The 23,462-nt window shown below is 64.7% G+C and carries 23 protein-coding genes and 2 pseudogenes; 16 read left to right on the top strand and 9 right to left on the bottom strand.

The genetic code is table 11. The annotated features are described in order from the left end of the window. Window positions 1-74: 74 nt before the first annotated feature. The 8 genes from HNR51_RS16145 to HNR51_RS16110 all read left to right on the top strand — a co-directional run bounded on the left by HNR51_RS16145 (window position 75) and on the right by HNR51_RS16110 (window position 10,315). On the top strand, window positions 75-395 hold the full coding sequence (locus HNR51_RS16145) for a helix-turn-helix domain-containing protein (RefSeq protein WP_129545741.1): 321 nt from the start codon (window positions 75-77) through the stop codon (window positions 393-395). Window positions 396-897: 502 nt separating this feature from the next. Then, window positions 898-1,365: a hypothetical protein gene (locus tag HNR51_RS16140; RefSeq protein ID WP_182555610.1), complete on the top strand. Its 468-nt coding sequence runs from the start codon at window positions 898-900 to the stop codon at window positions 1,363-1,365. 748 nt (window positions 1,366-2,113) lie between these two features. Next, entirely contained in the window at window positions 2,114-2,860 is a 747-nt protein-coding gene (locus HNR51_RS16135) for a hypothetical protein (protein ID WP_182555609.1), read from the top strand. After that, complete coding sequence (locus HNR51_RS16130; protein ID WP_182555608.1) at window positions 2,860-5,229, top strand: TnsB C-terminal domain-containing protein; 2,370 nt, start codon at window positions 2,860-2,862, stop codon at window positions 5,227-5,229. The genes HNR51_RS16135 and HNR51_RS16130 overlap by 1 nt, the downstream gene beginning before the upstream one ends. A gap of 1 nt (window position 5,230) precedes the next feature. Further along, the gene (locus HNR51_RS16125) at window positions 5,231-6,454 is read left to right on the top strand and encodes an ATP-binding protein (RefSeq protein ID WP_182555607.1); all 1,224 of its coding nucleotides are present in this window, start codon (window positions 5,231-5,233) and stop codon (window positions 6,452-6,454) included. Window positions 6,455-6,462: 8 nt separating this feature from the next. Next, window positions 6,463-8,295 carry a TniQ family protein gene (locus tag HNR51_RS16120; protein WP_182555606.1) on the top strand — a complete coding sequence of 611 codons (1,833 nt, stop codon included), beginning with the start codon at window positions 6,463-6,465 and terminating at the stop codon, window positions 8,293-8,295. 426 nt (window positions 8,296-8,721) lie between these two features. Next, a complete protein-coding gene (locus HNR51_RS16115; RefSeq protein ID WP_182555679.1) occupies window positions 8,722-9,474 on the top strand; it encodes a ThiF family adenylyltransferase in 753 nt (250 codons plus the stop codon). 667 nt (window positions 9,475-10,141) lie between these two features. Continuing rightward, window positions 10,142-10,315 (top strand): hypothetical protein, encoded by a 174-nt coding sequence (locus HNR51_RS16110; protein ID WP_239681611.1) that lies wholly within the window; start codon window positions 10,142-10,144, stop codon window positions 10,313-10,315. An 8-nt stretch (window positions 10,316-10,323) separates the two neighbouring features. Here the strand turns inward: HNR51_RS16110 and HNR51_RS16105 are convergent, their stop codons facing one another. Continuing rightward, window positions 10,324-12,486 (bottom strand): AAA family ATPase, encoded by a 2,163-nt coding sequence (locus HNR51_RS16105; protein WP_182555604.1) that lies wholly within the window; start codon window positions 12,484-12,486, stop codon window positions 10,324-10,326. Between the two features lie 358 nt (window positions 12,487-12,844). Then, window positions 12,845-12,988 (bottom strand): annotated as a pseudogene (locus HNR51_RS26750) (arsenical resistance protein ArsH); the annotation flags it as partial. Window positions 12,989-12,993: 5 nt separating this feature from the next. Here HNR51_RS26750 and HNR51_RS16100 point away from each other — a divergent pair. Both HNR51_RS16100 and HNR51_RS16095 read left to right on the top strand, forming a co-directional pair. Continuing rightward, on the top strand, window positions 12,994-13,371 hold the full coding sequence (locus HNR51_RS16100) for a DUF190 domain-containing protein (protein WP_239681610.1): 378 nt from the start codon (window positions 12,994-12,996) through the stop codon (window positions 13,369-13,371). Between the two features lie 35 nt (window positions 13,372-13,406). Further along, window positions 13,407-13,844: an EamA family transporter gene (locus HNR51_RS16095; protein WP_091945186.1), complete on the top strand. Its 438-nt coding sequence runs from the start codon at window positions 13,407-13,409 to the stop codon at window positions 13,842-13,844. Window positions 13,845-13,902: 58 nt separating this feature from the next. Here HNR51_RS16095 and HNR51_RS16090 read toward each other — a convergent pair. Beyond that, window positions 13,903-14,373 (bottom strand): annotated as a pseudogene (locus HNR51_RS16090) (hypothetical protein); the annotation flags it as partial. Window positions 14,374-14,802: 429 nt separating this feature from the next. On the opposite strand from HNR51_RS16090, the gene HNR51_RS16085 reads away from it, so the two are divergent. The 6 genes from HNR51_RS16085 to HNR51_RS16060 all read left to right on the top strand — a co-directional run bounded on the left by HNR51_RS16085 (window position 14,803) and on the right by HNR51_RS16060 (window position 18,701). Further along, window positions 14,803-15,186 carry a COG4315 family predicted lipoprotein gene (locus tag HNR51_RS16085; protein ID WP_091945191.1) on the top strand — a complete coding sequence of 128 codons (384 nt, stop codon included), beginning with the start codon at window positions 14,803-14,805 and terminating at the stop codon, window positions 15,184-15,186. Window positions 15,187-15,229: 43 nt separating this feature from the next. Further along, window positions 15,230-15,739, top strand: a complete 510-nt coding sequence (locus tag HNR51_RS16080) for an RNA polymerase sigma factor (RefSeq protein ID WP_091945195.1) — start codon at window positions 15,230-15,232, stop codon at window positions 15,737-15,739. After that, on the top strand, window positions 15,736-16,539 hold the full coding sequence (locus HNR51_RS16075; protein WP_091945198.1) for an anti-sigma factor family protein: 804 nt from the start codon (window positions 15,736-15,738) through the stop codon (window positions 16,537-16,539). Before HNR51_RS16080 ends, HNR51_RS16075 begins: the two co-directional genes overlap by 4 nt. A 70-nt stretch (window positions 16,540-16,609) precedes the next feature. Then, complete coding sequence (locus HNR51_RS16070) at window positions 16,610-17,446, top strand: SGNH/GDSL hydrolase family protein (protein WP_182555603.1); 837 nt, start codon at window positions 16,610-16,612, stop codon at window positions 17,444-17,446. Then, window positions 17,443-18,333 carry a LysR family transcriptional regulator gene (locus HNR51_RS16065; RefSeq protein ID WP_182555602.1) on the top strand — a complete coding sequence of 297 codons (891 nt, stop codon included), beginning with the start codon at window positions 17,443-17,445 and terminating at the stop codon, window positions 18,331-18,333. Before HNR51_RS16070 ends, HNR51_RS16065 begins: the two co-directional genes overlap by 4 nt. Continuing rightward, on the top strand, window positions 18,330-18,701 hold the full coding sequence (locus tag HNR51_RS16060; protein WP_091945209.1) for a YidH family protein: 372 nt from the start codon (window positions 18,330-18,332) through the stop codon (window positions 18,699-18,701). The genes HNR51_RS16065 and HNR51_RS16060 overlap by 4 nt, the downstream gene beginning before the upstream one ends. A gap of 3 nt (window positions 18,702-18,704) precedes the next feature. Here HNR51_RS16060 and HNR51_RS16055 read toward each other — a convergent pair whose 3' ends face one another. The 6 genes from HNR51_RS16055 to HNR51_RS16035 all read right to left on the bottom strand — a co-directional run bounded on the left by HNR51_RS16055 (window position 18,705) and on the right by HNR51_RS16035 (window position 23,341). Beyond that, window positions 18,705-19,790 (bottom strand): molybdopterin-dependent oxidoreductase, encoded by a 1,086-nt coding sequence (locus HNR51_RS16055; protein WP_182555601.1) that lies wholly within the window; start codon window positions 19,788-19,790, stop codon window positions 18,705-18,707. Window positions 19,791-19,869: 79 nt separating this feature from the next. Beyond that, window positions 19,870-20,853: a beta-propeller fold lactonase family protein gene (locus HNR51_RS16050; protein ID WP_091945216.1), complete on the bottom strand. Its 984-nt coding sequence runs from the start codon at window positions 20,851-20,853 to the stop codon at window positions 19,870-19,872. Between the two features lie 186 nt (window positions 20,854-21,039). Further along, complete coding sequence (locus tag HNR51_RS16045; protein ID WP_091945219.1) at window positions 21,040-21,378, bottom strand: c-type cytochrome; 339 nt, start codon at window positions 21,376-21,378, stop codon at window positions 21,040-21,042. Window positions 21,379-21,389: 11 nt separating this feature from the next. After that, window positions 21,390-22,607, bottom strand: coding sequence for a molybdopterin-dependent oxidoreductase (locus HNR51_RS16040; RefSeq protein WP_182555600.1), 1,218 nt, complete (start codon window positions 22,605-22,607; stop codon window positions 21,390-21,392). Between the two features lie 277 nt (window positions 22,608-22,884). After that, window positions 22,885-23,019, bottom strand: a complete 135-nt coding sequence (locus HNR51_RS26745; RefSeq protein WP_283215074.1) for a hypothetical protein — start codon at window positions 23,017-23,019, stop codon at window positions 22,885-22,887. Window positions 23,020-23,107: 88 nt separating this feature from the next. After that, window positions 23,108-23,341, bottom strand: a complete 234-nt coding sequence (locus HNR51_RS16035; protein ID WP_182555599.1) for a hypothetical protein — start codon at window positions 23,339-23,341, stop codon at window positions 23,108-23,110. Window positions 23,342-23,462 lie beyond the last annotated feature (121 nt).

Genomic DNA, 23,462 nt, shown 5'->3' with positions numbered 1-23,462 from the left:
GAAGTGGGCTCCGACGACAGGAACACCGATTGGAGCCGACATAGGAGCGCAATCCCTGATGACGGGCCGCCAGCATGACGCCTGACGAATTCAAAACGGCGCTACGCAGACTTGGCCGGACACAGATCGGCTTCGCGCTGGAGATCGGCGTCTCTCGTCGCACCGTCCATCTCTGGGCCGAGCGAGGTCCCCCAGCCTATGCGGTCTATCTGCTGACACTGATCGAACGGTATGGTGTGAAAGCAGCGCAGAACGATCAGGCAACACCGATCCCGACAGACCCTGCTCACGTCCTGAGTGGTATGTATACGCAAGCTATCTCGACCAGTGACGGGCCTAGCTTCGTTGGCGCAGTCGAGCATTGGGTACAAAGGCACAAGAAGGGCAAAATTTAGCCCATCGAACATTTCGCCACGACAGCAAAAAATCTCCAATCCTGCATAATGACTTACATATATTTTCATTCATGAACCAAGCCATTGATTACGCGCGCTAATTATTCAGATCACTATCAGAATTGAGTTGCGCGATGCCCGTTATCCACCGTATCTAGCCGGCGAAGACATGCGAGAGCGCTTGCAAAAGGGGCATTTATAGCCCCTTTATGGCCGCAAGCCGGCAAGCAGGAGCTCGGCCATTCCCCTTGGTCCGCGAACGGGATCTAGCAGGAAACAATAAATGACACGGCTGATATCTGCATAGATGGGCAGTTACGCTGCGCTTCCCGTCCATGCGAAACCGCTCTAGGACGGTCAGGCAATGCTACAATTATCATCGCGACATCTATTATCAAATATCGGTCGCGAACCAGAAGCACGATATCCAGGATTTCGAGGCGGCGTGTGCCGCTCCCCGATTCGCTATCGGCATCGATGGCATCGCGATCTCCTCATTCAGGTGGCCCTCGATCCCGAAATCGATGCGATGGAGCCCGCCAAGTTGGACGTTCCCGGCTCGCTCGCGTTCGTCGTTCGACGGGCGTCCAGCCGGATGCTCGTCGTCGGCGTCCACGACGGCTCGCCCCGACCGGAGATCGTCGCCCGGGAGCCGGCCGTTCTCGTCTGCAGGGCGACTGTCTTGATGGAGCCCTTCCTGAGCGACGCCCGCGCGGTCTGGGCGACGCGACATTGTCCAATCGCCGCCAGCGACCGCGTCAGGATTCTGGCCCGCCTCGACCGAGTCTCGGAGGCGGAGTTGCGCGATCTGGCAGCCCTCGTCAGGGAACCCGCCGACGGTGTCGAAACCGTCCTCGGCATGGCCTGCGCCGGCGAGCTCTCAGTCTCGCTTTCGGACGGCATCTGCCCGCAGACAAAGGTGCGGAGACGGCGTGCGCGACCCGTAGTTGACGTGGACGCCCATCCTTGAACGGCTGATCCCGCCCGGCAGTTGTCCACAGAAACCAAGCGGACAACCTACTGCCGCGCCGATTTCCTCTTGTCTTAGGAAATCGAGCCTGGCTGTCTGATCAACGCGGTCGCCCGTCATCACTCCTTGGTAGGGAGTGCGTCCTTTGGGACTCGGGCGATAGATGGGGATTGCCACTCCCCAGCGATACGCAGTCGCATCCGCCCCGGCGGCCTGCGGCCAGAGACCGACTACCTGCGTCGCCAAACAGCCACGCTTCGGTCCGGACTAGGGCTCTTAAATTTCAATCTGCATTATTAGCCTCGCAGCACAGTGCATCTGCATGGATACACTGTGCGCGAACTATGAAAACTCGTCCGATACGGAGAACGAGATGAAAATTTAGAAATGAAAGGGGCGCGATGTCACCACCGCACCCCGTTTGAATTGGAACTGTCGCCGACCGGCCTACGAAACCCTGGCTACTGTTCCATCCACCAGCAGGATCCTCACGGATCTGATGCCCCACCGAACCTCAACCATTACGGGGAAGAGGAAGGCCGAGTCGTGCCGTCAAGCACGCTTCACGGTGCCATCAGCCGAGGGCTCCTGCAAGAGCCGCCGCCGTGACGGTCGAGCGCTATCCACAGCCGCATTCAAGCGGCAGCCTCCGCGCCGACAATCGCCGCATCGATGAACAGCCCGATCCGGACCAGAGGACCTCTCAGTCCCGGTCGATGGGATGGCTTTGCCATAGTTGACCCGATCCATGGATCTCGAAACCTCGATTTCGACCCTACCGGCGTACCTGCCGGCTTTCGCGCCGGCCTTCTGGAACGATCCCGACGCGAGCGACGGATACCGCCGCCCCTCCACCCGCTCGCGTGGCTCGGCCCGTGCTTCTCTGGCCGTCGGCTCTGGAGACGTCCTCCGCATCCTGCATGTCGAAAGTGGCCTCGAATACAATTGGGCCGTCGTGATCGACGGCCTGATGAATCCGCAGTACTTGGTCGAGCAACCGGACACGGTACATTTCTACGACTTCGATGGAACGCTGCGCCAGCACACCTTCGACTTTTTCCTGCTGACGAGTACTGGACGGCGGATCTACATACAGGTCAAGCCGATGGAGATTGTCGAACGGCATCTCTGGGAACCGACCATCGAGCTGATCGCGTCGCAGATGTCGGTGGACGACGTCGACGAGGTTCTGCTGCTGACGGACGCGGAACTGCACCCCGACACTATCGCGAATGCGAAGCTACTACGCCATGTGCGCCGTTGCTTCCCCCTCGAAGCGGAGAACGTTGTCCTCGACCTCGCAGAAAACTCTTCCGGCTTCGCGACGATCGGCGACCTGGTCGCATCGAGCGGTCTCGATGGGATCGCCTTCGTCGCCGCCCTGCGCTTGGTCGACTGTGGCCGTCTCATCGTCCTGGACGAAGGCCGCATCGGATACGGAAGCCGTGTCCGCGTCGCGGAACCCGCTCCCGGCGAGACGGAGGCCGACGTCTAATGGCCGCCCGCAATCCGCTCGCGAAGATCACCCGGCTCGATCTCGATGCCAGGATCCACGGCTTCGGAGACGTATGGCGCCTGAGTAGGTCGACGCCGAAAGGTCATTGGCTCTCGCAGGTATATGATCCCGCGTCGAAGATGTTCGTCTCCCATCTTGACTACAACACGGAGTCGCAGCGGACGGACTTCCATTACGAGCCCAACTTCTTCCGCATCGACTGCGTCCTTGAGCGCAGCAAGAAGCATCATCTCTCGATCGCCCATCTGCCCAAGAAGGATCAGGCCGACGTAATATTCAAGATATACTGCATCCAAAAGTTCTATGAGTTGCATAGAAATGGTCAGGTCGATCGGAGCACAAAGGGCTTCGACTTAGCCGTCAAACTCATCACCGACGAATTAGGGCTCGTCAAACCACGCGTCAACTGGAACGTTAACGATCCTCGTCCAGCACCAAAAAAACGTGGATGCCGAAACAACGTCAAAGCCATCCCTAGTGGATCGTCGCTGCGGCGCTGGATCGAGCGGCTCGAGGCGTGCGACTGGGACCTGACGGCGCTCCGGGACGGCAGGCACAACTCCGGCAACGCCAGGGGCTGGTTCTCGGTTGAGACCTACGATCTGCTGGACAAGTTCGCCCATAAGTTCGCCAGCGCGAAACGCCCCACCCGGATCGAGATCTACGAACGCTTCGAAATCGCGTTCAGATGGCAGAACAGACGGTTCAAGCGCGGGGGGCGCGAGCCCGACCACAAGCCGAGCTTTTCCCGCTTCTGCCTGGAGGTCGCGAAACTCGATCGTTTCGAGATCGATCTTGCGCGTCTGGGGCGCGACAAGGCCCACCGCAGGTGGAAAGAACTCGGCATCGGACAGGACGTCACGCACGCGCTCGAGCGCGTCGAGATGGACTTCTACAAGGTCGATTTGCATGTCGTCTTCGCCGACACGAAGATCTGGCAAAGCCTGTCGCCGCGGCTGCGCGCGCAGATCGAGCGCGGCTCTTGGTACCTCTGCGTCGCACTCGACGTAGCGACGCGATGCGTTCTCGCGATGAGGCTGGCGAAGCAGGAGGACGCGAGGGTCGCGCTCGAAACGCTGCGCATGATCTACCAAGACAAGAGCAGCATCGGCCATGCCGCCGGTGCTCTCACGCCCTGGGATCAGCACGGGCCGCCCTGGCAGTTGGCGACGGATCAAGGTTCGGCATTCGTCAGTACCTTCTTCCAGAGTCGCGCCCTGTCGCTGCTCATGGACGTTTTCAATCCACCGGCGGCGCAGCCGCAACTCCGCGCCTTCGTCGAACGGTTCTTCAGGACGGTGAAGGAGGGTCTCCTAAGCCGCTTCGAGGGCAATACCGGCGGAAGCGTCGCGGAACTTGGAGACTACCCAGCTCAGATGCGGGCTGTGCTGACGGTCGACCAGTTCGCCGATCTACTCGTGCGCTGGTGCGTCGATGTCTATCACAACAAGCGGCATGCAGGCCTGGGCGGCGAAACGCCTCGCGACGCATGGATTCGGCTCACGAAGCTTATGCCGCCGGGACCGGCACCGGATCGCGACCGGGTGCGGATCAGCTTCGGGATCGATCTCACCAGAACGACGCGGAGGACAGGCCTCCGCATTCTGGGCTTGGATTACAGCTCGGAGAAGCTCCAGGCCCGGTGCCGCAAGCAGGGCGATGCTGAGGTCGAAATCAAGCTCGATCCCTACAACCTCGGCGCGATCTCCGTCCGCTTCGATCCGAGAAGCACGGACTGGATGACCGTACCGTGCCGGACCAGGTTCATGGAGGGGCGCCGTCTCCGCGACTGGCTTTCGGCTTCCGAGGAACTCGCGCGCCGGTTCGATGATGTCGCGCAGATGAGATGGCCGATCGTCCTCGCGGCGATCGAAGCAATCGAACGTACACACAAGCATGCCGTTGGGATCGCGCAGATCGGCGACGAGCAGTACGACGCCGATGAGATTGCACTCCACGAGCGCAAGCTTAGGCTCGGCTTCGCGGTTCCGCCGACCGACGATGGCATCGACGCGTCATCGGCGACTTCGGGCGGATTAGCGGCACCTGCGGCTCGGACGGGCACGCTGCCCACGAGCTTCGCGCTGCCGGGCAGCCGCAGCTTCGCCGCCGGCGCTCCGCGCGCAACCAGCCCCGTGCAGCGGCCTGAACCCAGTTCCCCAATCCGGGCAACGCCCGCAGCTGAAGCTCCGGTGTCCGACCGGCCGGCTGCTCCGCCCGTTCAGCCCTGCGGTCCGAACGACCCGACGCCCGGCGAGGACGCCACACCTCAGCCCGCGCGCCGTTCGGATGCAACCGAGCCCGCCCGGCCGCACCGGAGGCAGTCCACCTGGAAACTGGAGAAGTAGCATGTCCACCGAAATCGATATCCTGGCCGACAACCCTAGTCCCCCGATGTCCCCTGCTCTGCGCCGCGACCTGATGTCCGGCGTGCGACGTCAATTCCTGACGACCAGCTCCTTCGAGCATCTATCGATGCAATTCGACAGGATGCTCGAGCTCCTCGACCCGGCGATTGACGGACTCGACGGACTGTTGTCCGACGCGACGGACGGCGGCGGCGCGACCGAGTGCACGGGTCGGCTCGCCGCGGACCTCGACGAGCAGCCTGTCGACGAGGTCGACGACCTCGGCGGACAGCTCATCGACGATGTCGACGACATGGACGACGACGCTCTCATGCCGGAGGGCCGGATCCTGGTGCTGACTGGTGAGAGCGGCGCAGGTAAGACGCGTGCCCTCAAGCGTCTATTCCGTAAACGCCACGACAAACTCGGGGGTCGGCTCCTTTCGATTACCGCACCGTCGCCCTGCACCCTTATGCAGCTCGGGCGTACGCTTCTTCCGCAGCTGGGGTATCCGATCCAGCGCGACAGGAAGGAGCACCTGATCTGGGAGGAAGTCAGGCGCCGGCTCGAGACGGAGGACAAGCGGGTGCTGCACATCGACGAGATGCAGCACGTTACGCAGACCGCGAACATCGACCAGCAGAAGCGCATCCTCAACACAATCAAGAGCTTGGTGCAACGTCGCCGCGATCCGATGATTCTCGTTCTCTCCGGCACCTGCGACCTCGCGGACTTCCTACGTACCGACAGGCAGGTGATGAGGAGATGCAGGTTCGTGGAGTTCGGGCGCCTGACGCTTCCCGAGTCGACGGATCCCATCGCGGAGACGATCGAGAATCTTGTGGCCTTCACGCCTCTGACGATCAAACCCGAGGTTGCCGACGAACTGGCTGGCCGGCTCGTGCACGCGGCGAACTACGCGCTGGGCATCGCGATCGAGCTGACCTGCGAGGCCATCGAGGAGGCGCTGCGCTTCGGAGATACGCACCTCCTCCCCGACCACTTCGCGACCGCGTTCTGGTTGCGCACTGGTTGCCAGAACACCACGAACCCGTTCCGGGTCCAGCACTGGACCGATACGGATCCCACGCAGATCTTGGATCGCCCGCGCACCGACGTCGATCCGCAGAAGCCAGCGCCGAAGCTTCACACAGCGCCGAAACCACGCAAGGCGGCGAAGCCGAAGCGGGGACGGGGTGGCAGGACCGCTGAAGGCTCGAAATGAGACCTCCTATGGCACGGCTTCGCCCGTCGCTGCCGCATCTGGCGGGGGAGGCTCCGGCCTCCTTTGTCTCGCGGCTGGCACAGCTCCATCTCGGCCGGGACGCGAGCGCCCCGTTCTTCTGTGCGGACATGGGGCTTGATTTCCGGGGCATCGTCGACGGCAACCAGGGTGCCTTAGATGCCCTCGCGGGCCTCGCTGGCGCCGATCCAGATCGTCTCGCTGCGGATGCCTTCCGGCGCGTGTCCGACGGCCAGACGTTCAGAACCGAGCTCTTCCCCGGCAGACACTTGGTCAGGACGGTTCTGCGCGTGTGCCCGGCCTGCCTTCTCGAGGATTGCGCACAGGCATCGAGGCCCGAAACCGCCGCTTATGGGCGGGCCATCTGGTCAATCGCAGCGATTAGGATTTGCCGGAAGCACGGCATGGCACTGGTCGAGCTCGATCATCAGGAGACCTCGCGAAACCATGACTTCGCGAGGCTTCTGAAGCCACACCTGCCGGATCTCGGAGCGCATTCCGAGAGGGCCAGCCGCCGTACCGCCTCGGGCCTGGAAACCTACGTGCTCGACCGCCTCGACAACGGACGCGGAAACATCCGCTGGTTGGACATGCTGCCTCTGCATGTCGGCATCGGGGTGTGCGAGACCATCGGCGCCGTGGCACGCTTCGGCCGCGACGTCCGTTTCAACGCTCTCTCGGACGACGACTGGTGCGCAGCCGGAACGACGGGTGTCGCGATCGCGGAACAGGGCGAGGTCGGCATCCGCGAGTTCATGGACGGGCTCGTGCGCTCCTATTCCTACACCCGCAGCGCGACCGAGGGACCGCAGGCTGTTCTAGGGCGGTGGTTCAAGGTTTTGTCGTTCGAGAAGCTGCACCCCGACTTCGACGTGGTCCGGGATCTCGTCGCGGATTTCATCGTCGAGAGGATGCCGTTCGGTCCGGGAGACACGATCTTCGGGAAGCCGGTCGGGCGCCGCGTCCTGCACTCCGTGCACACGGCGTCTCAGGAGTTGCGGATTCATCCCAAACGTCTGCGCAAGATCCTCCAGGCGACCGACATCCTGTCGGAAGAGCAGGCTGAGCTCCCGAACGGTAGCGCATTGTTCGACGCCGTCGCCGCATCTGCGACCCTCGCGGACGCCGCCGACGGCTTGTTCATGACGGAGGTCGAGGAGTATCTCGGCGCCGGCCGCGTCCAGACGAAGCTGCTTGTCGACGGCGGTTTCATCAAGCCCATGTTCCCGAAGCGGCCGGAACTCGATCACCTGTTCAGGCGCCGTGACCTCGACACGTTCCTGACCAGCCTGTTCGCCGATGCCGTGCCCGTCGCGGAGCCCGACGAGGACATGGTCGACATTCAGAGAGCGGTGAAAAAAGTCTGCTGCAGCACCGTCGAGATCCTCGATCTCGTCCTCGGGCGCAAGCTCGCCTGGGTCGGTCGACGGAGAGACGCTCACGGCTTCTCGGCTCTGCTCGTCCGGGTGTCCGAGGTTCGTGATCGGACGCGGGGATCCATGGACGGCTTTACGACAGCTCGAGCGGTCGAGAAGTCGATGCGCACGAGTTCCGCCGTCGTCCGCAAGCTGATCGATCTGGGCATTCTTCAGACGACGACGATCATTAGTCCTTTGAACCGATGCCCCGTGAACGTGATCAGGGAATCCGACTTCGAAGCATTCCGGGCGGAGCACGTCACCCTGTTCGAAGCGATGGCAACGACAGGGACTCACTTCCAGCAGCTCCAGAAGCGACTGACCGCACTCGGCATCGAACCACGGATCCGGCGCGAGGAAGTAGGTGCTGCGTTCTATCGAAGATCGGACTTGGCGCGCATCTGAAAAGATCGCGTGACCGATCTTGCCAGCCCCCGCGGAGAAATCCGCGGGGGCTTTTTCGTCGTGTCGATTGTAATTCATGTGGGCCTTCGGCGATCCAATGGCCGGCCTGCCGAGCATCTTATTGTGCTGGAATGAGCATCTTTCGTTATTTCCCCAGATCGATCGCAGAAATAATTCTGAAAGATCAATGACTTGGAGGCTACGCAGATTCCATGTTTTGCCTCAAGCCACAGTGGCGTGAGGCAAAAGATGGTGAAATTGCTTCTTGGGAGGCCCTTCTTGAAAGGCATAATTTGCTGAACCTGCCCTCAGATTTATTCTGACGGCGTGTGCCGATGCAGGAAGTTTGTCGCTCGGAGTACATTCACCTCGACCGACAGGCCTTCCGTAGAGCGGGGCGTGTAATGGAGGGTTCAGTTCACCTCCATCCAGCCTCGTCCTCCGCAGGCGGGCGTCGGGCACCTGAATCTTGTCGACCATGATGCACTTGATTGGGCCAACGTCGGGCGCCATCCGCTCGGCGCCGCCTGCGTGCGCGCGAACAAAGCGGAAGGGCTGGCCTCGAAGCTGCGGATCGACTACCCGCATGGGAGATTCGATGCCTTCCCGGTCGTGGCGCAGGCGATGTTGGCCGTCGATGAAGGAACGCTCCGGAGAAGTCACCTCGTCGTGTCGGCGATGGGGGATTGGCGCGCGGAAAGCCAACTCAATGACTGGCAGTGCCGGCTGGGCAGGTCGATGCCCGTCGTCTACGGCTGGACCGAGGCGCACGCTGTCGCGGGGCATGCGGTGGCCATCACGTCTGGGGGTGGCTGCCTCAGGTGCGGGCTCGACCGGACGGGGGTACCCCATTTCCGGGTGGCGGCTTGGCCCGACGAGCGGGCAGTCGCTTTTGAAGAGCCCGCCTGCGGCGCCCACTATCAGCCGTACGGGCCTGTCGAGCTCGGGTTCGTCACGTCGCTGGTCGCCCAGTTGGCCCTGGACTGCCTCCTGGGGAAGGTAACGCGTCCGTGCCATAGGATTCATGCCGCGCGGCGTGCTTCGCTCACCGAGGCGGGCGCCCGTTGGTCCGACCGGTGGATCGACCAGTACCCCACCATGACCGAAGGTGGAGTGCAGGTCGAACGGGAATGGCTATCCGGAACCTGCGCGGCGTGCTCGGCATCCAAGGTCGCGTGACGGGCATCGGGTAGCGGGCAAAGTCGGTCGGGCGGCTGTACTGCCGCATGTAGTTTGCTTGTCGAACGATGCCGATCGCGACCCTGCTCAGAGCAATCTAGACATAGATTACAGCCTTTTAGCAGAAGCGTATGATGAGACACCTCAACGTCGATCCACAGTCTGAGCCATCTGCGCAGACTCGCACATCACCCCCTGACCGTGAATCCTCCGTCGGCGTCAGTTCACTAGGGGCAGTACCGTATGACACATTCCGCACTATTCGGCAGATCCGACGAACTGTTTCCGGCTTTCACTCAGCCATTTCTCGATAGTTGACATAACCTCCTCACGGCGACTGTCTCCAGCCGCAGTGAGGAGTCGGTTTAATTCGGCTTCAAGAGGCCGTTCAATCGAAGCCCTATCACTATCAGACAAAAATCCAAATGGCAGCTCATGAGTAGCCATCAGATCGAGAAGATAGGCCACCTCCGATGGAGGGCCTTTGCTTGCCCAATAGTGGACAGTGCGTAGGGCCACGCCAATTTCGCTGGCAAACTCCACCTGGGTTTTGCCTAGAGCACGAAGGACTGCTTTGAACCCGGCTCCGTCCATCGACCTTCTCGATCAGGGACAACGAAGGAATGGATGGCTGTATGTCGACAGTGTACCGACTCTCTTACACGAAGTGATCGCGATCTTCGAATGCCTGCTTGTGCCGTTCGAACGCGGTACGCTGTCGGACGATTTCGGCCAATCCTTCGATGAGCGCCTCACGTTCTCCGTCAAGGACGTCGCACAGTGCATCAATTGCGTCGGAGAGCGGCTGGAGGTCACCCACATCTGGGGCGACTGGATGTAGCGCAAACATCATCGTACCTCCTCGACGCCCGCGACAGCCTTGGCGCTCACCTGCGTTACAGTTGAAGACAGCATGCGGTCGATGTCCTCATGGGAGAGATAGCCGGTTTCCTCGAGCGCGCGAGCGATTGCCTGTAATGAGGCCCTCTGCTCCGTCAGGATATTCCGCGCCCGATCGCTCGCGCGCCGAAGGCGTTCGGCTATGGCTGGCAGCAGCCCCCCGATCAGGACCATGTCGGTGGAGGCTGCCTCCACGACGACATTGCCCAGGTGTCCGAGGCCGTAGGTTAGCTCGATGTCGCGCGCGATCGCAGTCGCCAAAGCAAGATCGGAACCGGCACCGAAGCCCGCACCGATTGATCCGGCACCAAGTTCCACCTCCTCGGCGATCCGGCCCGCCAGAAGAGACGCGATTGCCGCCTCCAGTTCGTAGAGAGTCGCAGCTCCGTCGGCAGCGAAATCCAAACAGGCCTGCCCGCCATTATCGTGCAGGGAGAGGTCCACGAGCGTGCCAAAGCCGAGAGCATGACTCACGACTGCATGCCCAGCTTCATGAATGGCGACACGGTGCCTGATCGTAGGCGGAAGCGGGTGACGGCCCTGGCGGATTTCAGCCAGCACCTCCTCCACGGTCACCGCCCGGCCATTACGGCGCGCCGTTCCTTTGGCTCGCCGAACGAAGGCTTCCACATCCGCGCCGGTCATGCCGCGTGCGGCTAGTGCCAGGGGCAGCATCGGCGCATCTGGGAGGATCTCGCGCCCGAGATGGTGGCGGAAGATCTGAGCCAGAGCTGCAGTATCAGGTTTTACGATTGCGATCTCTCTATCCAAGCGCCCTGCCCGCTTTACCGCAGGATCGATCTTCTCCGGATAGTTCGTTGCCGCAACCACCACGACGCCCGGTCGCTCATCCACCCCGGCGAGAAGCTCGAGGAAGAGGTTCACGATCTGAGTCCAGTACTGCACGTACTCACCACGGATCTGCCCGCGGTCGGAAATGCCGTCGAGCTCGTCGATGAACAGGATGCAGGGCGCTTGGGCCTTGGCCTGTGCGAAGACCTTCCGGATCGCCTGCAGTGTGCCGGACAGGTAGTCGGCGGCGTTCCACTCGGCGACCGAGGTTGCCACCAGTGGTACGCGCGCAGATTTGGCCAAGGCGCGGGCAAAGCTTGTCTTGCCGACCCCAGGTGGACCTGAAAGCAGCAGACCTCGATGGTCGAACTCGGCCCAGCTTAACCGGCCAATGCGATAGGCCTGCAGGTCGGCTGCAGCGGCCAAGCCCCAACTTTTAGCTTCACCGTAGCCATCGAGCTCTTCCAAAGCGGGGCCGAAACCTAAGTACTCGGCCTTGGCAGAGACGATCCGCTCCAGCGCCTCAATGCAGGCATCGGGCGTGCCGGTCCTGCGGAAGGCAACGGGCAGATCGGCAATGTCGATCATGCGCAGCAGATTGGTATCGATTCGCCTGGTGGGGAGACCACCCACGACAGCCTCGACCACAAGAGCCAGACCGGTCTGATCCAGACTCGCCAGAGCGATCTGATGCTCGGCGGACCGCATCAGGTCACGCGGCAATTGCCGTTTCGGATCGGGCGCAATGCCCACGATTGGGATCCGGACATGCAACGCCGTGCCAATCACCTCGTTACCTCTCTCCGGCCGCGCCTCACGGCCGACGCCGTCGCAGACGAATAGGGCGGCATTCCTGCTGCTCAGTTCACGTGCTCTCCCAATGGCGAGATCCACAACCTTAGTATCAGGACCAAAGAGGCACTTTTCTGCGACGATCCGCACAGGCTCGACAAGATCGGTTACGTGGGTAGCTAGCGCGACGACGGGCGCCTCACGGCGCAGCCGGCGCACGAGCCCAGGCTCCGCCTCGATGGCGCGGGCGAGCATGACGGCCACGGCGGCGAGATCCGCAGGCACAGGTACGTGGGCGCTCTCGGGTCGATTCGCCTCCTCCTGCGCCACGATGCGTTCGACGGCATCTTCGTCGTCGAGTATCGGCTCGACCTCGAAACCGTATGAGCTTGATCGATGGCTGGCCTTGAGCCGCTTGCGTTCGTCCTGGGCGAGGTGCTGCAGAAAGGCGCGTGCGAGTTGGTCGGAGGATGCGGACTCGGGCGAATGCGCGACTAAGGTCTTGGCTGCAGGTGATAGAACAAGCATGCGCGATCTCCCACGGCCTAGCATAGAGGCCGGCCGTCAGCTTAGGGGCTAGAATGGGCGTAGCGACGCGGCTGGTTCGACGAGGTCGAAGCGCTCGGCAGGCGTCGGCTTCCGGAGATCGCCTGCTTCATAGGCGTTATGCATTTTTAGAACATATAGAGAACAAATGCGAGGGCTAAGTGAGCTTCTCCACAGGCTGAAGACAACATGCCTTGGACTGCGATGCGCCATGAGCGGACTTCGGCGCACTACCCTGAAGCGGACGTCACCTGCAGGTAAGCTACCTTCCGGTGTCGAACCTACTTGGGCCTTCAGAACATCACACGTGAACGTCGGAGCGAGCTTGGGAGCAAGCAATCTATCGCTTCGCGAACCCCACGTCGGCAGCAATGCTATTTAACCGTTCCGGCGCGCGCTCCTTCCGCTCGCGGGTCAGGAGCGTGAACTTCATCAGCTCCTCGCACACGTCCACGACGCGTTCGTAGAGCGGCCCCGGCTTCACACACCGTGATTCCGGCCGAGGTCGGCATGCTGCGCGTTTATGTCAGACGGGCGGACAGAGCCGCATCGCGCGAGCGGCGCTCGTTCTGGCAGCCCGGAACGGGAGCAAAGCCCCTTTACCGGGAACCGATCCTGCGGGCCAAGACCGCAGGCCTGATGAACGCGGTCGCCCACCCGGCTCAGTACGGATTCAGCGACCACGGGCCGATCCGAGAAGACGGTTCGGAGCTTTCCGATCCTCAGCTCACCATCTGCGTCGAGTTGATCGGCCGACGCGCCCAACTCGAACAATTCTGCCGTCAACAGGGCGATCTGTTGACCGACAAGATCATCGTCTACAAGCCTCTGGAACAATGGTGCGTCGGGCCTGCCGGGATCACGTAGGCCGATGTCCCTCAGGACGTGGCGGGGTTCGAGCCATGAAGACCCTTCTGGCATCCTGGCAGATCTGGGCACTGCTCTCCGCCGCATTTGCGGCCTTGACGGCGATCTTCGCCAAGATCGGGATCGAGGCGGTCAATTCCGACTTCGCCACGCTGATCCGCACGGTCGTGATCGTTTGCGTCCTCAGCCTGATTCTGCTCGCCACCGGGCAATGGCAGCCGCTCGGGTCGATTTCGCGGAAGACCTACCTGTTCCTCGTCCTCTCGGGACTCGCCACCGGCGGCTCGTGGCTCTGCTACTTCCGCGCCCTGAAGCTCGGCGATGCGGCTCGCGTAGCGCCCCTGGACAAGCTCAGCGTCGTGCTGGTCGCGGTGTTCGGCGTCGTGTTCCTGGGCGAGCGATTGGCTGTCCCGAACTGGTTGGGCATCGCCTTGATCGCTGTCGGCGCCGTGCTGGTCGCCTACAGGGCGTGAGGACAAGCCGTCGGGATAGGACGCGTGGGGGCGGTCCGGCGACCGCCCCCTTGTCTCGTCAGCGCGGCGCCTGCGTCTGGACCGGCGCGCCGGTCTCGCCGGGCTTGCCCTCGACGATGACGAGGCTGCGTCGCGCAGCCGCATTTGCGTTCTGCGTCACCTGCCGGATCGGGCCGACGGCGTTGACGATGGCCGCGCCCGCCGGGTTCGTCATGAAGGCGGCCAGCGGCTCCAGCGGCCCGGCGCCCTTCGGATCGGCCGAGAGGGCCAGCACGTAGGGCTTCTTCGGTGTGAGGCCCGTCACCGCCGCCTGCAGGGTCTGCAGCACGCCCTGGTCGAACAGCGTGACCTGCGTGGCCGCCTTGCCGTCCGGCCCGTCCAGCGTCAGCGTGCTCGACTGGCCCGCCGCGCCCAGCGGCTGGAGGTTCGGCGCGCCCCCCTCCGGCACCGCCTCCGGGACGTAGGCCACGCCCTCCGGACCCTGGCCGATCGGGATCGTGGCGATCACCGCGTTGCTGCCGGTGTCGATCTTGCGGTCGGGCGAGAAGCCCATGCCGTGGACGAGGAGCTGGCCGCGATAGAGCAGGCCCAGGTTCGCGGACGTCAGGCATGTCGGCGTGCATCTGCGCCATCGACTACCCCATCATCGCGACGAAGGACGCCGACGGGGCTTCTACGCTCGGTAGCGGCCATGGTTGGGCGCATCATCACCCTGCCGCCGACGAGACAGTTCGCCATCAACGCCGCCGTCACGGAAAATCCCAGTGCTCCGCACATGCGGATTCTTCTCGATCCGGTGTCGCTGGGAGGGATGCCGGAGTACCGACTTTATTCAGCGGCGGGAGCGGAATGTCGTTCACGCCGATGGGATCACCTTTTTTCGTGTGTCCACGGAATAGAGGCGCCCGTTCGGCATCCCTCCCGATGCGGTCATGCTCGACCGCGGGAGACCTCACCCATGCGCAATCTGTTGATCCGCGCCGCCTTCGCGGCTGTCGCCTTCTCCGCCGTGGCCGCCCAGGCCGCTGCGCCCGCCATGACGGGCGAGACCGCCAAGGGGCCGGCGCTCGTCGATGCCCAAGGCATGACCCTCTACACGTTCGACAAGGACATGGGCGGCAAGTCGATGTGCAACGGCCCCTGCGCCGCCAACTGGCCAGCCCTGACGGCCGCTTCCGGCTCGACGGCCAGCGGCGATTGGACGACGGTAACGCGGGACGACGGCACGATGCAGTGGGCCTACAAGGGCAAGCCGCTCTACACCTTCGCCAAGGACGCCAAGCCCGGCGACACCACCGGCGACGGCTTCCTCAATGGAGCGTGGCACATCGCCAAGCCTTGATCGGTGAATGCCTGGATTGGCCCCCTCTGACCAGGAAAAGTCGTTGGACGAGATCGGTGCCCTGATCGAACCGCAGATCCCGGCCCTGCGGCGCTACGCCGTCGCGCTGCTGCGAGACCGCGAGGCGGCGGACGACCTCGTCCAAGACACCCTGGAGCGAGCGTTGTCCGCATGGTCCGGGCGCCGCCGCGACGGCGACCTCCGGGCATGGCTGTTTACGATTGAGCGCAACCTGTTCCTCGGCGCCGTCCGGCGCCGGGGCCGGCGCGGCGTCAATCTCGGCGCCGATGCCTTGGAGCAGGTGCCCGATCCGGGCGCAGACCCGGAGGCCGCTTTGGGGGCCCGCGACGTGCTCGTCGGGCTCGACGCACTACCCGAGGAACAACGCTCGGTGCTGCTTCTCGTGGCGGTGGAGGATCTGTCCTATGCCGAGGCCGCGCAGGTGCTCGGCGTGCCGCTCGGCACGGTGATGTCGCGATTGAGCCGGGCGCGGACGCGGATGCGAAATTTTCTGGAAACCGGCCGGACAGGCCTCCTGAGGAGGGTGAAATGAGCGGGGACCCACGCCCGGTCGGCGAGGACGACCTGCACAGTCTGATCGACGGTCGTCTCGAACCGGAGCGGCAGGCGCTGGTCGAGGCATGGCTCGCAGAAAACCCGGCGCGCGCGGCCGAGGTCTCGGCAGATAGAGTCATGCGTGAGCGCCTGCGCGCCCGCCTCGCGCCGATCGCCGAGGAGGCTATCCCGGCACGGCTCCGGGTGGCCAACATCCGCTCGCGATATCGGTACGCTGGCGCACGATGGTTTCCCATGGCGGCTGCAGCCGTGCTCTGCCTCGCGGTCGGCGGTGCCGGCGGTTGGGTCGGCCATTCCTTGCGCGGTGTGCCCACGACAGCGATGGCAGCGGAGGCACCGGCGACACAGGATGCGGTCGCGGCTTTCCGCACCTTCGTCGTCGAGGCTGTGCATCCGGTGGAGGTGCGTGCCGACGATAAGTCCCATCTCGTGGCCTGGCTCTCGAAGCGTCTCGGTCACAGGGTTGCCGCCCCCGACCTCGCGGCGCAGGGGTTCCGCCTGATGGGCGGGCGCTTGTTGCCGGCGGGCGCTGAGCCCGCGGCGATGCTGATGTACGACGACGACCGCGGAACCCGGCTGACGCTCTACAGCCGCGTCGGTGACGGCGACGGGCGCACGCTCTTCCGCTTCGCCCGCGAGGGCGACGTCGCCGCCTTCTCGTGGGTCGATGGCGGCATGTCCTACGTCGTCACCGGCCGCACCGACGAGGCGCGGCTATTGACGGTCGCTCAGGCCATCGATGCGCAGGTGCGTGGCCTCGCGCCGGAACGGCGCTAGGATCGGAACGAAGCGGGGAGACAGGATGACGACCGCCGTTCGACCAAACCTAGCCCGGAGTTTGGCCATTGTGCTCTTCAGCGTTCTCGCGGGGCTCGGGGTACCGAAATCGGTCATCGCCGAGCCGGCCCCGACCTACCTTGCGCTCGGGGACTCGCTCGCCTACGGCCTCCAGATCGGCAAGCTGAAGGGGCAGATCGCCGAAGGCGCAGTGAGGCCCGAGAGCTTCGATACGGGCTACGTCGACGTCCTTGCCGCCGATCTCAAGCGATCCGCGCCGGGCCTGACGGTGGTCAACCTCGGCTGCCCCGGCGAATCGACGACCTCCTTCATTGCCGGACCCTGCGGCTTCGCCACCACCGGGAAGCCCTTCGGCACCGCGCCGCTGCCCCTGCATGTGCCCTACCAGGGCGCGCAGCTTGCCGCGGCGACCGCGTATCTTGCCGCCCATCCCGGAACCGTCGGCACGATCACTCTCGACATCGGCATCAACGACCTACGCGCCGTCCAAACGGCCTGCGCCGATCAGGGCGCCGACTGCATCGCGACCCGCTGGCCGACGGCGCTCAAGGGAGCCGAGGCCAACCTCAAGCTGATCCTCGGGCAGTTGCGGGAGGCGGCACCCAGAGCGCACATCCTCGTCGGCACCTATTACAACTGGCTCGCCGCAGTAGATCAAGGCGGCGACCGCTTCGTCGAGGATCTCAATCGGGTGATCGTGGCCGCTGCAGCCGATGCTGGCGCCCGCACGATCTTGGTGTTTCCCGCGTTCAATCGCACCGGCGATCCCGTCGCCCGGCTCTGCGCGCTGACGCTGTTCTGCACGCCGGGCCGCGACCTGCACCCCTCGGATGCCGGCTATCGCACCATCGGCGAGCTGTTCGCTGCGGCCGCCCGGCAACCATGACCCTCGACCAGCTTCGCATCTTCGTGGCGGTGGCCGAGCGGCAGCACGTGACCCGGGCCGCCGAGGCACTGAACCTCGTGCAGTCGGCGGTCAGCGCGGCGATCGCCAATATCGAGGGGCGGCACGCCACCAAGCTGTTCCATCGGGTCGGCCGCGGGATTGAGTTGACCGAGGCGGGGCGCGTATTCCTCACCGAGGCCCGCGCCGTGCTGGCCCGGGCTGAGGTCGCCGAACTGGTGCTCGCCGACCTCAGCGGCCTGCGGCGCGGGACGCTGGCGCTCTACGCCAGCCAGACCATCGCCAGCGACTGGCTGCCGCGCCACCTCGTCGCCTTCCGCCGCGCCTACCCTGAGATCGCCATCCGTCTGGCGGTGGGCAACACCACCGACGCCGCCGACGCGGTGCGGGCTGGAACGGCCGAACTTGGCTTCGTCGAGGGGGCGCTCGACGACCCGACGCTCGCGAGCACCACCATCGCGCGGGATCAGCTTGTCCTCGTGGTCGCCCCCGGCCATCCCTTCGCCGGAGCGACCGACCTCGAACCCGAAGACCTTGTCAGCGCCGATTGGGTGCTGCGCGAGGCGGGATCGGGAACCCGCTCGGCCTTCGAGGCTGCGCTCACGGAGGCCGGCCTCGCCCCGGCCCAACTCCAGATCTTGCTCGAACTACCCTCGAACGAGGCGGTCCGCGCCGCCGTCGAGGCCGGGGGCGGGGCCGCCGTTTTGTCCGAGACCGTGGTGGCCGCAGCACTCCGGGCCGGGACCCTGGTGCGGGCAGCGTTCGACTTGCCAAGCCGGCCGTTCCGGGTGCTGCGCCACAAGGAGCGCTACCGCAGCCGGGCCGCCGACGTGTTGCTCGACCTGATCGCGACAGCGAACATCAAATGAGCGAGCCCGCGAAACCGGTGCCCCCCGACGATCCCCGGGTGAGGCTCGCCGAGGACCGCACGGTGCTCGCGGCCGAGCGCACCTTCGTGGCGTGGCTTCGCACCGGCCTCGCGTTCCTCGGCGTCGGCCTCGCCGCGCAGCGCTTTCTGCGGGAGGTGCTCGCGGTCTGGCCGTTGAAGGTGCTGTCGCTGACGCTGATCGCCTGTGCGCTCGCCTCGTTCGCGGGCGCGGCTTGGCGGGACCGGGCGATCCGGACGCGTCTCGCCCATGCCGAGATCCCGATGATGCCGCGCCTCCTCACAGTCGGGATTGCAGCCCTATTGATTGCAATCTCAAGCCTCGCGGCCACCGCGCTGCTCTGGGTGTGAGGCTTAGGCCACCGTCACCCGCACCCGGTGCCATGCGGCGCTGAGGTAGCCCTTGTAGTTCCAGGTGTCGTCGGGCGCGGCCGGCTGGGTCTGGCCGGCGGAATCCCAGGCCCGCACCGCGAGTTCATGCTCGCCGGTCGTCAACTCGCGCTCGATTTCCCAGAACGTCCAGGCGTAGGGCGCGTCGGGGTCGCGCTCGATCCGGGCCTGCGCCCAGTTGTGGCCGCCATCCGTCGAGACGTCGACGCGCGCGACCGCGCGGTCGCTGGCGATGGCGTAGCCGCGGATCGCGTGCCGGCCGGCCTTCAACGTCGCGCCGCGGGCGGGCTCGCAGATCGCGCTGTTGAGCGGCATCGCCTCGATGGTGAGGCCGTGGGTGGGGTCCGCGGTTTCGGCCGTCACGTCGGGCGGAAACAGCTTGTAGTCGTCGGTCTGCATCGGGTTGTCAGAGGGCCGGTCCTGCACCGTGATCCGGGCGAGCCATTTCGGACTGCGGATGCCGGCAAATCCCGGCACCACCACGCGCAACGGATGGCCGTGCTCGGGGGCGAGAGGCTCGCCGTTCATCGCGAAGGCAAGCAGCGTCTCGGGGGCCAGCGCCTTGGCCAGCGGGATCGAGGCGCCGAAGCGCGTATCCGTGTCCGCGATTCGGTCGTGGCTCTCGAAGGCGACGTGGCGCTCATCATCCGCATCGATGCCGGCTGCGTGCAGCACGTCGGCGAGCCGCACGCCGGTCCATTCCGCATTACCGATGGCGCCGGGCGCCCACGGGTCGCCGGAGACCGGGGCCACGGCCAGCATGTCGGCCCGGCGGTTGCCGGCGCATTGCATCACCGCCGTGACGGTCACGTGGGCGAAGCGCGTCTTGAGGTCAGCGAGGGAGAGATCGAGCGGCACGGCGACCATCCCGTCGACGGTCAAGCGGTAGCTGTCGGCGTCGAGGTCCGGGATGTCGCCGTGGCTGCGGACGTAGAAGTCGGCCTGATCGGTGAGGAAGGCCGCGCGCAGACGATCGAGCGGTGGCTCGGCGTTGTAGGGCGCCTTGCCGTGGACGATGAGGCGGTCCTTGCCCTGGAACAGGCCGAGCATGGGGTCTTTGTCCTGCGTTCGTGACGTGTCGTCGATGAGAACGCGCCGGGAGCCGGTAAGGCACCCGACGCGCGATCGGTCACGGCTTCATCGTCGAGACCACCGCGTTCTTGGCGCGATCCACCACGGCGACGCTGAGGTCGCGGTTGAGGACGTAGGCGTGGGCGTTGTCGGCGGAGAACGCGATCGCTTGGCGCGGCTCGTTCAGGCCGGTCACAGTGCCGACGACCTTGAGCGTGCCGGTGTCGATCACCGAAAGCGAATTGTCCTTGAGGTTGCCCGAATAGACGAAGCGCCCGTCCGGGGTCAGCGCGGCCCCGTAGGGGTCCTTGCCCACCGCCACCTCGGAGGTGACCTTGCGGGCGGCGACATCGACCACGCCGATGGTATTGCGGCCGCTGTTGGCGGCAAACAGCGTCCTGCCGTCCTTGGTGATCGAGATGGCGCGCAGCTTGTCGAACCCGGCGATCTCGCCGGTGATCTTGTTCGTGGCGGTATCGACCAACGTGATCTTGTCGCCGAGGAAGTTCGTCACGAACACGGTCTTGCCGTCCGGAGACAGCTTCACGCCCTGGCGCGGCTGCGAAAAGCCGGGGATCACGGCATCTGCCAGCAGGGTCTTGGTGTCGAACACGGTCAGCGTGCTCGCGGCTTCGTTGTTGACGTAGAGCTTGGTGCCGTCGGCCGAGAGCACCGTGCCGAAGGCCCCGGGGCCGGCGGCGAGAACGCCGGCCTCCTTGCCGGTGGCGGTCTCGTAGATCGTGATCCGGCCGGTGCCGCTGTCGGAGACGTAGAAGCGGGCGCCGTCCGGTGCGAACACGATGTTGCGCGGCGTCACGAAGCCGTCGAGGCGGCGCAGCACCGTGCCCTTGGCGACGTCGTAGACGATGACGGCGCTCTCCTCGCTGTTCGACACCGCGGCGACCGTGCCGGCAGCGTTCAGGGCCAGCGCGTTGTTCTTGATTGCGCCGTCGAAGCCGGCGGCGAATCCAGGTTGGTGCTGGGCGAGGAGCAAGGCGGCTCCCGCAAGGAGGGCACGCAGGCTGGTGCGGATTTGGGTCATGAAGCGTGTCTTTCGAGCATGCGCGCTCGTTCGGCAGCCAGGGGCCGGCCGTGAGGGCGGGTTCGTAGTCGGTTTGCGTAGTGCGGGACTGGTCCGGCCGTACATCGCCTCAAGGAGATGCCAGCGAGGGTGGTCTATTCCCCGAGGCCAGCGAAAAAAGTACGACGGCCTCGGGGTTCAGGGGACTCAGGGTGTGGGCTTCAGCGCCGTGAGGTAATCGACGATGGTCTGCACGTCGGCCTGATCGACCGGCGCCTTGTAGACATGGACCATCTTGTTCACGGTCTCGGTCCACTGCGCCTTCGTGAGCTTGGGCTGGGTCAGCACCATCCCGGCCGAATGGCAGGCGAGGCAGTTGTTGTTGACCGCCTCCGCCCCCGGCCCATCCGGAAAGATTCGGTCGGAAGTCGGCATCTCGATCGACTGCGAGGTGAATCGCATCGGCTCGGGAGCCGGGGCGGCGAGCGCCACCAGGGGCGACAGTATGAGCGCGGCGATCAAGGCCGCAGGGCGGATGTCAATCATGGCTGTTCTCCTCAAGCGGCCTGGAGAGATACGGTCTCGATGCCGTTCTGCATGAAGCCGGCCCCGTTCCAGACGCGGTCCATCGGTTGCGCGACGCCGTTGGCGTTGGTGCAGCGGACCCTCACCGTGTGGATCCCGGCGGCCAGCGCCGGCAGGCTGCCGTCGAAGCGGCGGAAGCTGTAGGGGCCCTCGTCCGCGCCGAGCTGCGCCGGAATCCACGTCGCTCCGCCGTCTCCGGAGAACTCGACCGTCTTCACCCCGCAATCGCCGCCGAAGGCGATGCCGCGGATGGCCACCGGCGTTCCAGCCGCCACCTTGGCGCCGTCCTGCAGGTTGGTGACGAACGAGCGCGGCACCATCTTGTTGATCGGCACCGTCTTGAAGCCGGTCTGGCCGGGCTTGATGTTGGCGCCCGGCACGTCCGGGATGCGGTAGGCGGTCTTCATCCAGTATTGCTCGTCGGGCTTGTCCAGGACCTCGATGTCGGACAGCATCTTGACCCAGTAGGTCGAGTACCAGCCCGGCACCACGAGGCGGAGCGGGAAGCCGTTGAGAAGCGGCAATTGCTCGCCATTCATCGCGTAGGCGATCATCACCTCACCATTGTTGGCGTGGTCGAGATCGAGCGACTTCTTGAAGTCCGGCGCGTCGTCGACCACCGGCGCGTCGAGGCCGTTGAAGCGCACCTGCACGGCACCGGCCTTCACCCCGGCCTTTGCGAGCACGTCCTTGAGCCGCACGCCGGTCCAGCGGGCATTGCCCATCGAGCCGTTGGCCCATTGCGCGCCGGGCACCCGCGGCTCGAACAGCCCACGCGAATTGCCCGAGCACTGGTTCACCGCGGCGATCTCGAAGCGCGGCAGACCGGCGATGGCGTCGAGGGAGAGCTCCTTCTCGACATGGCCGTGGACCTTCAGCCGAAAGGTACCGGCATCGACCTCGGTCGGGATCGAGGCCCAGTGCCAGCGCACGTAGAAGCGGTCGTTGGGGGTGAACACGCCCTCGTCGAACACCGAGAACGGCGTCTCCAGCAGCGGCGGATGGGTGCGCTGGATGATCATCTCGCCCTTGCCCGGAAAGGCCGTGGTCAGCGCCCGCTCGTCCGGGCCGCCGGGCAGCGGAAGCTTCACCGAGCCCGCGGCCCAAGCCGGCATCGCGGCGGCGAGGCTACCGAGGCCGAGGCCACCCAGGACGAGGCGGCGATTAAACGGTTCGTGCAGATGGCGCATGATGTCTCCCTGGAATCGTTTGTTGAGCCGCGTTGGCCAGTCGCCGAATCTCGGTGTCGACGTCGGTCGACGGCCTTGGCGTCGGTCGGAACGGTCCGGTCTCGCCGCCGGAAACCCATGTCGTCGATTCAGGGCTTCCCGGCGGAAAGGTGTTCCCCCGTGCAGGAGATGCTGCGACGAGACGATTATTCCATCCAATGATCGTTTGAGATTTCAACGATCTCCCATTGCGATCGTCCGAAGATTTCCGATCTCCAGTCAATGGCGGGCGGCCGGATCAGATAAACGTCAGCCAGGCGGTTCCGACGGCGACGACGGTCAGGGCGACTGTCCAGAACAGAACCCAGCGCATGTGACTGCTGGTTTCACCCTGCCGGGCCTCGTCGGTGGTCTCGATAGTGGGTCGGGTCATGATGGATCTCCCTGCCATTTGGATGGTCGAAGCCTTCACGCACCGCCGGGCGGATGCCCGGCGGCCAAAGGGGGGGGGGGGGGCGCTCTCAGCGGCCGATCAGTTCCCGCGCCGGGCCGCCGGTCTCCTGGCCGCGGCCACGGGCGTAGGCCGGGAGCGCCGGGTTCTTGGCGTTGGCACCATCGGTGTCGCCGTAGACCAGAGCAGATGAGTTGGTGAAGGAGCGGGTCTGCGGTGCGCGGAGGCCCTGGGCCTGCGAAAGGCCCGTCATGCCGACAAGAGTGGAGGCGGCAAGGACGACGGCGGCGATCGTACGGGTCATGGTCGATATCCTTCTGGTGGGGTCGTCACGTCTGTTCGTGATGACGAGAAGGTAGCGGCCAGGAGTCGTTCTTAATAACAGTTTGATCAGCTGATTCTAATCGATGTTATCGATGTGACAG

The organism is Methylorubrum thiocyanatum (assembly GCA_014138645.1).
GTDB lineage: Bacteria > Pseudomonadota > Alphaproteobacteria > Rhizobiales > Beijerinckiaceae > Methylobacterium > Methylobacterium thiocyanatum.
Note: the sequence above shows the minus strand (reverse complement) of the source record. Positions and strands in the feature narration are given on the sequence as shown.

What these genes read in the sequence shown, in the direction of transcription:
- HNR51_RS16145 (WP_129545741.1), top strand. Translation starts at nt 75, where the DNA reads ATGACGCCTGACGAATTCAAAACGGCGCTACGCAGACTTGGCCGGACA.
- HNR51_RS16135 (WP_182555609.1), top strand. Translation starts at nt 2,114, where the DNA reads ATGGATCTCGAAACCTCGATTTCGACCCTACCGGCGTACCTGCCGGCT.
- HNR51_RS16130 (WP_182555608.1), top strand. Translation starts at nt 2,860, where the DNA reads ATGGCCGCCCGCAATCCGCTCGCGAAGATCACCCGGCTCGATCTCGAT.
- HNR51_RS16125 (WP_182555607.1), top strand. Translation starts at nt 5,231, where the DNA reads ATGTCCACCGAAATCGATATCCTGGCCGACAACCCTAGTCCCCCGATG.
- HNR51_RS16120 (WP_182555606.1), top strand. Translation starts at nt 6,463, where the DNA reads ATGGCACGGCTTCGCCCGTCGCTGCCGCATCTGGCGGGGGAGGCTCCG.
- HNR51_RS16105 (WP_182555604.1), bottom strand. Translation starts at nt 12,486, where the DNA reads ATGCTTGTTCTATCACCTGCAGCCAAGACCTTAGTCGCGCATTCGCCC.
- HNR51_RS16095 (WP_091945186.1), top strand. Translation starts at nt 13,407, where the DNA reads ATGAAGACCCTTCTGGCATCCTGGCAGATCTGGGCACTGCTCTCCGCC.
- HNR51_RS16085 (WP_091945191.1), top strand. Translation starts at nt 14,803, where the DNA reads ATGCGCAATCTGTTGATCCGCGCCGCCTTCGCGGCTGTCGCCTTCTCC.
- HNR51_RS16075 (WP_091945198.1), top strand. Translation starts at nt 15,736, where the DNA reads ATGAGCGGGGACCCACGCCCGGTCGGCGAGGACGACCTGCACAGTCTG.
- HNR51_RS16065 (WP_182555602.1), top strand. Translation starts at nt 17,443, where the DNA reads ATGACCCTCGACCAGCTTCGCATCTTCGTGGCGGTGGCCGAGCGGCAG.
- HNR51_RS16060 (WP_091945209.1), top strand. Translation starts at nt 18,330, where the DNA reads ATGAGCGAGCCCGCGAAACCGGTGCCCCCCGACGATCCCCGGGTGAGG.
- HNR51_RS16055 (WP_182555601.1), bottom strand. Translation starts at nt 19,790, where the DNA reads ATGCTCGGCCTGTTCCAGGGCAAGGACCGCCTCATCGTCCACGGCAAG.
- HNR51_RS16050 (WP_091945216.1), bottom strand. Translation starts at nt 20,853, where the DNA reads ATGACCCAAATCCGCACCAGCCTGCGTGCCCTCCTTGCGGGAGCCGCC.
- HNR51_RS16045 (WP_091945219.1), bottom strand. Translation starts at nt 21,378, where the DNA reads ATGATTGACATCCGCCCTGCGGCCTTGATCGCCGCGCTCATACTGTCG.
- HNR51_RS16040 (WP_182555600.1), bottom strand. Translation starts at nt 22,607, where the DNA reads ATGCGCCATCTGCACGAACCGTTTAATCGCCGCCTCGTCCTGGGTGGC.
- HNR51_RS26745 (WP_283215074.1), bottom strand. Translation starts at nt 23,019, where the DNA reads ATGACCCGACCCACTATCGAGACCACCGACGAGGCCCGGCAGGGTGAA.
- HNR51_RS16035 (WP_182555599.1), bottom strand. Translation starts at nt 23,341, where the DNA reads ATGACCCGTACGATCGCCGCCGTCGTCCTTGCCGCCTCCACTCTTGTC.